Source organism: Micromonospora sp. NPDC002575 (genome assembly GCF_042889525.1).
Lineage (GTDB): Bacteria > Actinomycetota > Actinomycetes > Mycobacteriales > Micromonosporaceae > Micromonospora > Micromonospora carbonacea.
Genome location: NZ_JBIARA010000025.1, coordinates 13652 through 26297 on the forward strand (window position 1 = coordinate 13652; position 12646 = coordinate 26297).

Consider the following 12646-nt stretch of genomic DNA (forward strand, 5'->3'; position numbering starts at 1 on the left):
TCAGCAACATCCCGGGAGGAGCCACGAGGTGCGCAAGGTACTCATCGCCAACCGAGGAGAGATCGCCGTCCGCGTCATCCGCGCCTGCCGCGACGCCGGCCTGGGCAGCGTCTCCGTCTACGCCGACTCCGACCGGGACGCGCTGCACGCCACCCTGGCCGACGAGGCGTACGCCCTGGGTGGCGACACCGCCGCCGAGACGTACCTGCGGATCGACAAGCTGATCGCCGTCGCCGCGCGGGCCGGCGCGGACGCCGTCCACCCCGGGTACGGCTTCCTCTCCGAGAACGCCGACTTCGCCGAGGCCGTCCTCGACGCGGGCCTGACCTGGATCGGCCCGACCCCGCAGGCGATCCGCGACCTCGGCGACAAGGTCACCGCCCGGCACATCGCCCAGCGGGCCGGCGCGCCCCTGGTGCCCGGCACCCCGGACCCGGTCGCCGGCCACGAGGAGGTGACCGCGTTCGCGGTCGAGCACGGCCTGCCCGTGGCCATCAAGGCCGCCTTCGGCGGCGGCGGTCGCGGCCTCAAGGTGGCCCGCACCCTGGAGGAGATCCCGCACCTGTTCGAGTCGGCCACCCGCGAGGCGGTCGCCGCGTTCGGCCGGGGCGAGTGCTTCGTCGAGCGGTACCTCGACCGGCCCCGGCACGTCGAGGCGCAGGTCCTCGCCGACCAGCACGGCAACGTGGTCGTCGTCGGCACCCGGGACTGCTCGCTCCAGCGCCGGCACCAGAAGCTCGTCGAGGAGGCCCCCGCGCCGTTCCTCACCGACGCCCAGCGCGCCCAGATCCACGACAGCGCCAGGGCGATCTGCCGGGAGGCCGGCTACCACGGCGCGGGCACGGTGGAATACCTGGTGGGCGCGGACGGCACGATCTCCTTCCTGGAGGTCAACACCCGCCTCCAGGTCGAGCACCCGGTCACCGAGGAGACCGCCGGCATCGACCTCGTACGCGAGCAGTTCCGCATCGCCGACGGCGAGCGGCTGCGGCTGACCGAGGACCCGACGCCGCGCGGGCACGCCATCGAGTTCCGGATCAACGGCGAGGACCCGGGCCGCAACTTCCTGCCCGCCCCCGGCACGGTCACCGCGCTGCGGCTGCCCACCGGGCCCGGCGTCCGCGTGGACACCGGCATCTCGGCCGGCGACGTGATCGGCGGCAACTTCGACTCGCTGCTGGCCAAGGTGATCGTCACCGGCGAGACCCGCACCGAGGCCCTGGAGCGGGCCCGGCGGGCGCTGGACGAGATGGTCGTCGAGGGGATGGCCACCGCGCTGCCGTTCCACCGCCTGGTGGTGCGCGACCCCGCGTTCACCGCCGCGCCGTTCACCGTGCACACCCGGTGGATCGAGACGGAGTTCCACAACACCGTCCCGCCGTTCACCGCCGCCGCCGGCCCCGCCGAGGGCCCGGCCGAGCGGGAGACCGTCGTGGTCGAGGTGGGCGGCAAGCGGCTGGAGGTGACGCTGCCCGCCGGCCTCGGCGCGGGTACGTCCGCCGCCGCTCCCGCCGCGCGGAGGCCGGCCCGCCGGGGCGGCGGGGCGAAGGCCGGCGCGGCGGTCGACGGCGACGCGCTCACCTCCCCGATGCAGGGCACGATCGTGAAGATCGCCGTCGCGGACGGGGACACCGTCGCCGAGGGCGACCTGGTCGTGGTGCTGGAGGCGATGAAGATGGAGCAGTCCCTGTACGCGCACAAGGCGGGCACGGTCAGCGGGCTGTCCGCCGAGGTCGGCGCGGTCATCACCGCCGGCTCCCCCATCTGCACGATCGCCTGAGGCGCAAGGAAGGGCCCCCTGTTAACGCATTCTGTATAGGAAGGGCCCCTTCCTAACGCCCTGCGCCGTCGCCGGGCGCGGGCCGAGCGCAGGACTGCGCGTACCTCGGCCCGGGGTGTTTTCCGCGACCACCGCGGGCGGCGGAGCCCAGGTGCGGCAATGATGGCCGGGTGCGGTTCCTACACGGCGCGGTTCCCGCGCACGACCTGACCTACAACGACGTCTTCATGGCGCCGGCCCGCTCCGAGGTCGGCTCCCGGCTGGACGTCGACCTGGCCACCTCTGACGGCACGGGCACCACCATCCCCCTGGTGGTGGCGAACATGACGGCGGTGGCCGGCCGGCGGATGGCCGAGACCGTCGCCCGGCGCGGCGCGATCGCGGTGATCCCGCAGGACATCCCGATCGACGTGGTGGCCAACGTCGTCGGCTGGGTCAAGCGGCGGCACCTGGTGCACGACACGGCGATCACCCTCGGCCCCAGCGACACCGTCGGCGACGCCATCCACCTGCTGCCGAAGCGGTCCCACGGCGCGGTGGTGGTGGTCGACGAGACCGGCCGCCCCCTGGGCGTGGTGACGGAGGCGGACACCCTGGGGGTGGACCGGTTCGCCCAGCTCCGGCACGTGATGTCGACCGAGTTGCACACGGTGCCGGCGGACGCGGACCCGCGTACCGGATTCGACCGGCTCTCGGCGGCCCGGCGGCGGCTCGCGCCGGTGGTGGACGGCGACGGCCGCCTCGTCGGGGTGCTGACCCGCAAGGGCGCGCTGCGCGCGACCCTCTACCGGCCGGCGGTGGACGACCGCGGCCGGCTGCGGATCGCGGCGGCCGTCGGCATCAACGGCGACGTCACGGGCAAGGCCGCCGCGCTGCTGGAGGCCGGGGTCGACACCCTGGTGGTGGACACGGCGCACGGGCACCAGGAGCGGATGATGTCCGCGCTGCGGGCGGTGCGCAAGCTCGACCCGGGCGTCCCGGTCGCGGCCGGCAACGTCGTCACCGCCGACGGGGTACGCGACCTCGTCGAGGCCGGCGCCGACATCGTGAAGGTGGGCGTCGGGCCGGGCGCGATGTGCACCACCCGGATGATGACCGGCGTGGGCCGGCCGCAGTTCTCGGCGGTGCTGGACTGCGCGCAGGCGGCACGGGAGCTGGGCCGGCACGTCTGGGCCGACGGCGGGGTGCGGCACCCGCGGGACGTGGCGCTGGCGCTGGCGGCCGGCGCGTCGAACGTGATGATCGGGTCCTGGTTCGCCGGCACCTACGAGTCCCCCGGCGACCTGTACGCGGACGCGGACGGCCGGCGGTACAAGGAGAGCTTCGGGATGGCCTCGTCGCGGGCGGTCAGCGCGCGCACTGCCGAGGACGGCGCGTTCGACCGGGCCCGCAAGGCGATCTTCGAGGAGGGCATCTCCTCGGCCCGGATGTACCTCGACCCGGACCGTCCGGGCGTCGAGGACCTGATCGACGAGATCATTTCCGGGGTACGCAGCGCGTGCACGTACGCGGGCGCGCGCAGCCTGGCGGAGTTCGCGGACCGGGCGTTGGTGGGGGTGCAGAGCACGGCCGGCTACACCGAGGGGATGCCCCTCCCGACGAGCTGGTGACCCCACCGGAGCCTGCGCCGGAGCCGGCATCGGCGTCGGCGTCGCAGCCGGCATCGGCGTCGGGCGCTCCGGCCGGGCGCGGGCGCACCGGGCCCGGCCGGTGAGAAGGGCGCCCTTCTCTACCGCAGGGGTTTGCAGGGGGCCCTTCCTTCCCCGCAGGCCCGTTGATTGCTCGACGGTCTAACTATTATTGGGTGCTAACTTCTAGCCATGGAGCAGGTTTCGCCCGCATCGCCGGCCCGCGCCGTCGTGCCCGGCGCCCAGGCGAGCCCGGCGGACGGCAGGACGCCGGGCAGCGGGACTGCGGGCCGGCAGGCGGCGGACGACGAGGCGGTGGCCGCGCTGCGCGAGATGCTCCGGGTCGCCGGGGACACCCGCGCCGCGCTGGCCCGGCGGCTGGGCATCGGGGCGACCGACGCCGCCGCGATCGACCACCTCGTCGCCAGCCCGGAGCCCCTCGGCCCCGTGGAGCTGGGCAACCGGCTGGGCATCCGGTCGGCGTCGGCGACCACCCTGGTCGACCGGCTGGTGCAGGCCGGGCACGTGACGCGGGCGCCGCACCCGCGCGACCGGCGGAGGCTCTGCCTCCAGGTCACCGGCCACGCCGCCGAACAGGTGGTCGAGGCGCTGCGGCCGATGCTCGCCGGGGTGGAGCGGGCGGTCGGCCGGCTCTCCCCTGAGCAGGCGGCGGCAACCGCCGCGTTCCTGCGCGAGATGGCCGAGGTGATGCGCGAGTACATCGACGCCACCCCGGCCGAGCCGGCGCACCGCCGCGCTCCGCGCTGAGCCGGCGTCGGCCGAAGAGGCGGCGTCAGTCGACGAGCCGGCGTCAGTCGAAGAGGCCCGGCATCAGTCGAAGAGCCGGCGGATGACGGTCCGGGCGGCGGCCTCCGGGTCCGGGCCGGTGCGGGGCGGGAGCGCCCCGGCCAGCCAGAGCGTCGCGAATCCGTGCACGATCGACCAGGCGGCGAGGGCGTCGGAGTCCCGGTCCGGGTCGGCTTCGTCGCGCGGAAGGGCCGCCACCCCGGCCCGCAGCGCCGCGCCGGCCCGCTCGCGGGCGGCCACCACCTCCGGGTCGTCGCGGCGGTAGAGCTCCGGGCGGAACATCACCTCGAAGTGGGCCCGGTGCCCGACCGCGAAGCGGACGTACGCGACGCCGGCGTCGAGCAGGTCGCCGGCCTCGCGTAGCGCCCCGGCCAGCAGGTCGAAGCCGTCGACGGCGAGCGCGGTGAGCAGCCCCGCCTTGTCGCCGAAGTGGTGTGCGGGGGCGGCGTGCGAGACGCCGGCCCGGCGGGCCAGCTCGCGCAGGCTCAGGGCCGCCGGCCCGGCCTCGGTGATCGCCTCGACGGCGGCGGCGAGCAGGGCGCGGCGCAGGTCACCGTGATGGTAGCCCCGTGGTCCGGTCATGGCCGCAGCCTAACTTGTCGTTGACAAGATGGCGAGCCGGGCGCAATCTAGGCAATGACAAGTTACCCCCGACCGAGGAGGTTCCGATGGCACCCCTGATCGCTCTCGTCGCCGGCTTCGCCGCGGCCCGGCTGGCCGGGCTGCTCGGCGTGGACGCCCTGGCCGGCTGGCACCCCGCGCTGCGGGTCGGACTGGCGGCCCTGTTCGCGCTCACCGGGCTCGCCCACTTCACCGGCCGGCGGGCCGACCTGGTCGCCATGGTGCCGCCGCGGCTGCCCCACCCGGGGCTGCTGGTCACCGTCACCGGCGTGCTGGAGCTGGCCGGCGCCGTCGCGCTGCTCGTGCCGGCCACGGCGGGGTGGGCGGCGGCCGGGCTGGGGCTGCTGCTGCTCGCCATGTTCCCGGCCAACGCCTCGGCCGCCCGGCGCGGGCTGACCCTGGCCGGTCGGCCGGTGACTCCGCTCGTCCCTCGCGCGTTGCTCCAGGTGGTCTTCCTCACTGCCGCCGCCGCTATATCGTTTGGGGCCTGACTATCAGGGGGCTAACATGAGCGCATGGACCTGATCGGGCTGCGGGACGTGCCGCTGGGCCGGCTGCTGGTGACCGCCGGCCACATCGTCGGCCAGCGGTGGAACCGCTACCTCGCCGAGGAGCACGGTCTGACCCAGGCGGGCATGGCCACCCTGCTGACCCTGGCCCGGCACGGCGAGCTGCCCCTCCGGGCGGTCGCCGAGGCCGGCTTCATCCGCCCGGCCACCCTCACCGGCATCGTCGACACGCTGGAGCGGGACGGCCTGGTCGAGCGGCAGCGCGACGACGCCGACCGGCGCAGCGTGCGGCTCGTCCTGACCCCCGCCGGCCGGGAACGGGTCACCGCGCTCACCACCCTCATGCAGTCCGGGCGACCACTGACCTCGGTCGACGCCGACCCGGCGAAGGCGGCCGTGATCCGGCAGTTTCTGCTCGAGGTCATCGGCAGTGGAGAGGAACCACAGATGACGACCCACGACACGAGACCGGAGACCTCGGCGTGCTGATCCGGCTGCTCCGCGCATATCTGCGCCCCTACCATCGGCCCCTGGCGGCGGTGCTGGCGTTCCAGTTCGTCGGCACGATGGCCTCGCTCTACCTGCCCAGCCTCAACGCCGACATCATCGACCAGGGCGTGGCCCGGGGCGACACCGGCTACATCATGCGCACGGGCGGCTGGATGCTGCTGGTCAGCCTGGTGCAGATCGCCTGCTCCACCGCCGCGGTCTACCTCGGCGCGCGCACGGCGATGGGCTTCGGCCGGGACGTCCGCGCCGAGCTGTTCGCCCACGTCAACCGGTTCTCCGCCCGCGAGGTGGCCCGCTTCGGCGCGCCCTCGCTGATCACCCGCAACACCAACGACGTGCAGCAGGTGCAGATGCTCGTGCTGATGAGCTGCACCATCCTGGCCGCCGCGCCGATCATGAGCATCGGCGGGGTGGTGATGGCCCTGCGGGAGGACATCGGGCTGTCCTGGCTGATGCTGGTCAGCGTCCCGGTGCTGGCGGTCGCGCTCGCGCTGGTCATCCGGCGGATGGTGCCCGGGTTCCGGCTGATGCAGACCCGCATCGACGCGGTCAACCGCGTGCTGCGCGAGCAGATCACCGGCATCCGGGTGGTCCGGGCGTTCGTCCGCGAGCCGTACGAGACGGAGCGCTTCGGCCGCGCGAACGCCGACCTCACCGCGACGGCCCTGCGCACCGGCCGGCTGATGGCCCTGATCTTCCCCATCGTGATGCTGGTGCTCAACGTCTCCAGCATCGCCGTGCTCTGGTTCGGCGCGGAACGCGTTGACGCCGGCCAGATCCAGGTCGGCGCGCTCACCGCCTTCCTGCAATACCTGATGCAGATCCTGATGGCCGTCATGATGGCCACCCTCATGCTGATGATGGTCCCCCGCGCCGCGGTCTGCGCCGAGCGGATCGTCGAGGTGCTGGACACCGACTCGACGGTCGTCCCACCGGCCGCGCCGGTGACCGAGGTGACCAGCCGGGGCGAGCTGGAGCTACGCGACGTCCGGTTCCAGTACCCGGGGGCGAGCGCACCGGTGCTGCACGACATCTCGTTCCGGGCTGCGGCCGGGCGCACCACGGCCGTCATCGGCAGCACGGGGGCGGGCAAGACGACCCTGCTGACGCTGATCCCCCGGCTGGTCGACGCCACGGCCGGGGCGGTGCTGGTCGACGGGGTGGACGTGCGCGACCTCGCCCCGGACGAGCTGTGGCGGCGGATCGGGCTGGTGCCGCAGCGGCCGTACCTGTTCAGCGGCACGATCGCCAGCAACCTGCGGTACGGCAACCCGGATGCCACCGACGCCGAGCTCTGGGCCGCCCTGGAGGTCGCCCAGGCACGCGACTTCGTCGCCGCCCTGCCCGAAGGGCTGGACGCCCCGATCGCGCAGGGCGGCACCAACGTCTCCGGCGGGCAGCGGCAGCGCCTCGCGATCGCCCGCGCCCTGGTGCGCAAGCCGGAGATCTACCTGTTCGACGACTCGTTCTCGGCGCTCGACCTCGGCACCGACGCCCGGCTGCGGGCGGCGCTGCGGCCGGTCACCAGGGACGCGGCGGTGGTGATCGTGGCCCAGCGGGTCTCCACGATCGTCGACGCCGACCAGATCATCGTGCTTGAGGACGGGGGCATCGTCGGGATGGGCCGGCACGCCGAACTACTGGAGAACTGTCCGACGTACGCGGAGATCGTCGCGTCCCAGCAGACGGCGGGGGTGCCGGCATGACGCCCGTACCGGACCAGCGGCCCACCGGGGCGGCGAAGGCGGAGCCGGCCACGCCGAAGCGGCTGCCGCCCGGCGGCCAGCGCGGCGGCCCGCCCTGGATGGGCGCCGGCATGCCGGCCGAGAAGTCGATGAACTTCGGGCCGTCGGCCCGCCGGCTGCTGCGCCGGTTACGGCCGCACCGCCTCCAGCTCGTCGTCATCGTCACCCTCGCGCTGGTCAGCGTCGGGTTCAGCGTGTACGGGCCGAAGGTGCTCGGCCACGCCACCGACCTGATCTTCAGCGGGGTGATCGGCCGGCAGCTCCCGGCAGGCACCACCGCCGAGCAGGCCGTCGTGGCGGCCCGCGCGGCCGGCAACGACAACTTCGCCGACATGCTCGCCCGGATGGACGTGGTGCCCGGGGTCGGCATCGACTTCGCCGCCCTGGGCCGGGTGCTGCTGTTCGCGCTCGCCCTCTACCTGGCGGCCAGCCTGCTCATGTGGTGGCAGGGCTGGCTGCTCAACGGGGTGGTGCAGCGCACGGTGCTGCGGCTGCGCGCCGACGTCGAGGACAAGCTGAACCGGCTGCCGCTGCCGTACTTCGACCGGCAGCCCCGGGGCGAGCTGCTCAGCCGGGTCACCAACGACATCGACAACATCTCGCAGACCCTCCAGCAGACGCTGAGCCAGCTGCTCACCTCGCTGCTGACCGTGGTCGGCGTACTCGCCATGATGTTCTGGATCTCGCCGTTGCTGGCGCTGGTGGCCCTCGTCGCGGTGCCGCTGTCGGTGGTGGTCACCGGCGCGATCGCGAAGCGTTCCCAGCAGCGGTTCATCGCCCAGTGGACGCACACCGGCGAGCTGAACGGCCAGATCGAGGAGGCGTTCACCGGCCACGAGCTGGTGAAGGTCTTCGGCCGGCAGCGCGAGGTGGAGGCCGCCTTCACCGCCAAGAACGAGGAGCTGTTCCGGGCCAGCTTCGGCGCGCAGTTCATCTCCGGGATCATCATGCCGGCGATGATGTTCATCGGGAACCTCAGCTACGTCGCGATCGCCGTGGTCGGCGGCCTGCGGGTGGCGTCGGGCACGATGAGCCTCGGCGACGTGCAGGCGTTCATCCAGTACTCGCGGCAGTTCACCCAGCCGCTGGCCCAGGTCGCCTCGATGGCCAACCTGCTCCAGTCCGGGGTCGCCTCCGCCGAGCGGGTGTTCGCGGTGCTCGACGCCGAGGAGCAGAGCCCCGACCCGGCCGTGCCGGCCCGGGTCGCCGACCCGCACGGCCGCGTCGAGTTCGACCGCGTCTCCTTCCGGTACGAGCCGGACAAGCCGCTGATCTCCGACCTGTCGCTGGTCGCCGAGCCGGGCCACACGGTGGCCATCGTCGGGCCGACCGGGGCCGGCAAGACCACCCTGGTCAACCTGGTCATGCGCTTCTACGAGCTGGACGCCGGCCGGATCACCCTCGACGGGGTCGACATCACCACCCTGCGCCGCGACGACCTGCGCGGCCGGATCGGGATGGTGCTCCAGGACACCTGGCTCTTCGGCGGCACGATCCGCGACAACATCGCCTACGGCCGGCCCGGCGCGAGCGAGGAGGAGATCGTGGCCGCCGCGCGGGCCACGTTCGTGGACCGCTTCGTGCGCAGCCTCCCCGACGGCTACGACACCGTCATCGACTCCGAGGGCAGCAACGTCAGCGCGGGCGAGAAGCAGCTCATCACCATCGCCCGGGCGTTCCTGGCCGAGCCGTCGCTGCTGATCCTCGACGAGGCCACCAGCTCGGTGGACACCCGCACCGAGGTGCTGCTCCAGCGGGCCATGGCGGCGCTGCGCTCCGACCGGACCAGCTTCGTCATCGCCCACCGCCTGTCCACCATCCGCGACGCGGACCTGATCCTGATGATGGAGAACGGCCGCATCGTCGAGCAGGGCACCCACGAGCAACTGCTGGCCGCCCGGGGCGCGTACCACCGGCTCTACCAGGCGCAGTTCAGCCAGCCGGACCCGGTCGCCGTCGGCGGGCCGGAGCCCCAGGCCGCCACCGTCCAGGGCTGACCGCCGTGACACGGGCGGGCCGCCGGCACGGGACCTGCCGGCGGCCCTGGCGGCCCGGACGTCGGGAACGAGGGCCCGACGTGCGGGGCCGCGCTCCGACAACGGTACGCCGCTCGTCCCGAACGCGGCGACCGCCTCCACCCGTACGCCAGGGTTGCCGGCCCGCCGGCCGTGTCGGCGGTCACCACCGGCCGGGGCGGGCTGCGGTGACGCCGGGCACGCCGGCAGGCTCGGTGCATCCGATCGGCCGGACCCGGCGAGGTGGTTGTCGTGCCTGAGCTGCTGACCAACGTCGCCTCGCCGCTCTGGGCCTACCTGGTCCTGCTCGGCCTGCTGGCGGTCGACGCCTTCGTGCCGGTCGTGCCCACGCAGGTCCTGATGATCACCGGCGGCGCGCTCACCGTGTACGGCGGGCTGAGCCTGCCGGTGACCATCGGCGTCGGCGCCCTCGGCGTCTTCGTCGGCGACCTCGCCTGCTACCTGCTGGGCCGGCGCGCGCCGGACCGCCGGCCGGCGCCGACCGCCGCACCGGGCCGGGCCCGTCGGATCGCCGGCCGGGTGACCCGGGGGCTACGCCGGCCGGGGCCGCTGGTGATCCTGCTCTGCCGCTTCGTCCCCGGCGGCCGGATGGCCGCCTGCTTCGCCGCCGGCCGCAGCCGGTACCCGTACCGGCTGTTCCTCACGTACGAGGCGCTGGCGGCGGCCGGCTGGGCCACCTACGGGACGCTGATCGGGCACCTCGGCGGCACGGCGCTGACCGAGTCGGCGTGGCAGCTACTGGTGATCGCCGGTGCGGCGGCGGCCGGCTTCGCGGCGGCCGGCTGGGCGATGACCGCCCTCGGCACCCGCCGCGCCAGCCCCGAGCCCCCGACCGACTGACCTGGCGCGGGGTGGCGGAGGAGCCGGCCCGGCTACTCCAGCTCGTGGAGCATGAGCTGGCGGGCCGCCTCGGTGATCGAGCCCGACAGGCTCGGGTAGATGGTGATGGTCTGGGCCAGCTCGTTGACCGTGAGGTTGTTCTCCACCGCCATCGTGATCGGCAGGATCAGCTCGCTGGCCTTCGGGGCCACCACCACACCGCCGATCACCTGGCCGCTGGCCGGGCGGCAGAACAGCTTCACGAAGCCGTCGGCGAGGTCGTCCATCTTCGCCCGCGCGTTGCCCGACAGCGGCAGCATCACCTGGCGGGCCGGGGTCCGGCCCGCGTCCACCTCGTCCTGGGAGACGCCGACGGTGGCCAGCTCCGGGTCGGTGAACACGTTCGCGGCGACCGTGCGCAGCCGCAGCGGCCGGACCGCCTCGCCGAGCGCGTGCCACATCGCGATCCGGCCCTGCATCGCAGCGACGCTGGCCAGCGGCAGCACCCCCGTGCAGTCGCCGGCCGCGTAAATCCCGGGGACGTTGGTGCGCGACACCCGGTCGACGGTGACGTAGCCGCCCCGGGCCAGCTCCACGCCGTACTCCGCGAGGCCGAGGCCGGCGGTGTTCGGGATCGAGCCGACCGCGATGAGCGCGTGCGAGCCCTGCACCAGCCGGCCGTCGGCCAGCTCCACCTCCACCCCGTCGGCGGTACGTCGCACGCCCTCGGCGCGGGAGTTGTTGAGGATCGTCATGCCCCGGGACCGGAACACCCGCTCGATCGCCATGGCGGCGTCGGCGTCCTCGTGCGGCATCACCCGGTCCCGGCTGGAGACGAGGGTGACCGGGACCCCCATGGCGAGGTACGCGCTGGCGAACTCGGCGCCGGTGACGCCCGAGCCGACCACGATCAGGTGCTCGGGCAGTTCGGGCAGGTCGTACACCTGCCGCCAGGTCAGGATGCGCTCGCCGTCGGGCACGGCCGTGGGAAGCTGGCGCGGGGTGGCCCCGGTGGCGACCAGCACGGTCGACGCGTCGATCGAGTGCTTCCCGGAGCCGTCGGCCGGGGTGACGACGACGCGGTGGGTGTGGCCCAGCATGTCCTCGCCGAGCCGGGCCGTGCCGGCGACGAAGGTGACGCCGGCCTTGACCAGCTTGGCGTGGATGTCGGCGGACTGGGCCAGCGCGAGCCGCTTGACCCGCTCGTGCACGGTCCGCGCGTCGACGGTGACTGCCTCCAGCCCGTCGGAGTGCACCCCGAACTCCTCGGTGTCCCGGTATCCGGTGACCACCTCCGAGCTGGCGATGAACGTCTTCGACGGGACGCAGTCGGACAGCACGCACGCGCCGCCGGCCCCCTCGGCCTCCACCACGGTGACATCGGCGTCCAACTGGGCGGCGACCAGGGCCGCCTCGTACCCGGCCGGCCCACCGCCGATGATCACGATCTGGCTCACAACTGTCGCCCCTCGTCCATGCTCACAGTGACTTTCTTCTCCCCGACACGTCCGACACGCACCGTCGTATTCTCCCCCACCCGTCCGCCGGGCTATCGTCATCGCCGTGCGTCATTACGCCGCCTACGGCTCAAACCTGGATCCCGCCCGGATGCGCGCCTACTGCCCGCACTCCCCGATGGTCGGCGTCGGCTGGCTGGAGGGCTGGCGGCTCACCTTCGCCGGCGAGGGTGTGATCGGCTGGGAGGGCGCGGTCAGCACCGTCGTCGAGTCCCCCGGCGACCGGGTGTTCGTGGCGCTCTACGACATCCACCCCTACGACGCCGCCCAGCTCGACGAGATCGAGGGGGTGACCTCCGGGACGTACCGGAAGCTGCACGTCCGGGTCTCCACCCTCGACGGGGACGTGACCGCCTGGGTCTACGTCTTCGACGGCTACGAGGGCGGCCTGCCGACGGCCTGGTACCTGTCGGAGATCGCCAACGCCGCCGAGAAGGCGGGCGCGCCCGACGACTACGTCAGCGAGCTGCGATCCCGTCCCACCGGCACCGCGTCGGCATAGCGCGTCTCCCACGCCCTTTAGTCTGCTCTCCCCCGGATCGGGCCGCACGGCGGCCCAGGACCGGGTCGCCTGGCCCACACCGGGCGGTCCGCCCGTCACGCTGCGGCCCCGCCCCGGTCGCGCACCGGCGGGGCTCCCTGTCAGGCAGCAGCGGGGGTCCTGTCAGGCGGCG

11 protein-coding genes are annotated in these 12646 nt (G+C 73.8%); 9 read left to right on the plus strand and 2 right to left on the minus strand.

Annotated features, from left to right (window positions below; all coding sequences use genetic code 11):
• The first annotated feature begins 28 nt into the window (after window positions 1-28).
• From ACFYWL_RS27560 to ACFYWL_RS27570, 3 genes are all read left to right on the plus strand, one after another.
• Window positions 29-1780, plus strand: a complete 1752-nt coding sequence (locus ACFYWL_RS27560) for an acetyl/propionyl/methylcrotonyl-CoA carboxylase subunit alpha (RefSeq protein ID WP_386978434.1) — start codon at window positions 29-31, stop codon at window positions 1778-1780.
• 170 nt (window positions 1781-1950) lie between these two features.
• Window positions 1951-3390: a GuaB1 family IMP dehydrogenase-related protein gene (locus ACFYWL_RS27565; protein ID WP_386978437.1), complete on the plus strand. Its 1440-nt coding sequence runs from the start codon at window positions 1951-1953 to the stop codon at window positions 3388-3390.
• A gap of 351 nt (window positions 3391-3741) precedes the next feature.
• On the plus strand, window positions 3742-4176 hold the full coding sequence (locus ACFYWL_RS27570) for a MarR family winged helix-turn-helix transcriptional regulator (protein WP_386978604.1): 435 nt from the start codon (window positions 3742-3744) through the stop codon (window positions 4174-4176).
• A gap of 63 nt (window positions 4177-4239) precedes the next feature.
• Here ACFYWL_RS27570 and ACFYWL_RS27575 read toward each other — a convergent pair whose 3' ends face one another.
• Window positions 4240-4797 (minus strand): TetR/AcrR family transcriptional regulator, encoded by a 558-nt coding sequence (locus ACFYWL_RS27575; RefSeq protein WP_386978440.1) that lies wholly within the window; start codon window positions 4795-4797, stop codon window positions 4240-4242.
• A gap of 86 nt (window positions 4798-4883) precedes the next feature.
• Between ACFYWL_RS27575 and ACFYWL_RS27580 the strand changes: the two genes are divergently transcribed.
• From ACFYWL_RS27580 to ACFYWL_RS27600, 5 genes are all read left to right on the plus strand, one after another.
• Complete coding sequence (locus ACFYWL_RS27580) at window positions 4884-5327, plus strand: DoxX family membrane protein (RefSeq protein ID WP_386978443.1); 444 nt, start codon at window positions 4884-4886, stop codon at window positions 5325-5327.
• A 24-nt stretch (window positions 5328-5351) separates the two neighbouring features.
• Entirely contained in the window at window positions 5352-5834 is a 483-nt protein-coding gene (locus ACFYWL_RS27585) for a MarR family winged helix-turn-helix transcriptional regulator (protein ID WP_386978446.1), read from the plus strand.
• Window positions 5828-7561 (plus strand): ABC transporter ATP-binding protein, encoded by a 1734-nt coding sequence (locus ACFYWL_RS27590; RefSeq protein WP_386978449.1) that lies wholly within the window; start codon window positions 5828-5830, stop codon window positions 7559-7561. The genes ACFYWL_RS27585 and ACFYWL_RS27590 overlap by 7 nt, the downstream gene beginning before the upstream one ends.
• Window positions 7558-9597, plus strand: coding sequence for an ABC transporter ATP-binding protein (locus tag ACFYWL_RS27595; RefSeq protein ID WP_386978452.1), 2040 nt, complete (start codon window positions 7558-7560; stop codon window positions 9595-9597). Before ACFYWL_RS27590 ends, ACFYWL_RS27595 begins: the two co-directional genes overlap by 4 nt.
• 270 nt (window positions 9598-9867) lie before the next feature.
• Window positions 9868-10476, plus strand: a complete 609-nt coding sequence (locus tag ACFYWL_RS27600) for a DedA family protein (RefSeq protein ID WP_386978455.1) — start codon at window positions 9868-9870, stop codon at window positions 10474-10476.
• 32 nt (window positions 10477-10508) lie between these two features.
• On the opposite strand, the gene ACFYWL_RS27605 is transcribed toward ACFYWL_RS27600, so the two are convergent.
• Window positions 10509-11912 (minus strand): NAD(P)H-quinone dehydrogenase, encoded by a 1404-nt coding sequence (locus ACFYWL_RS27605; protein WP_077936113.1) that lies wholly within the window; start codon window positions 11910-11912, stop codon window positions 10509-10511.
• Between the two features lie 106 nt (window positions 11913-12018).
• On the opposite strand from ACFYWL_RS27605, the gene ACFYWL_RS27610 reads away from it, so the two are divergent.
• Window positions 12019-12474, plus strand: coding sequence for a gamma-glutamylcyclotransferase (locus ACFYWL_RS27610; RefSeq protein ID WP_043961858.1), 456 nt, complete (start codon window positions 12019-12021; stop codon window positions 12472-12474).
• Window positions 12475-12646 lie beyond the last annotated feature (172 nt).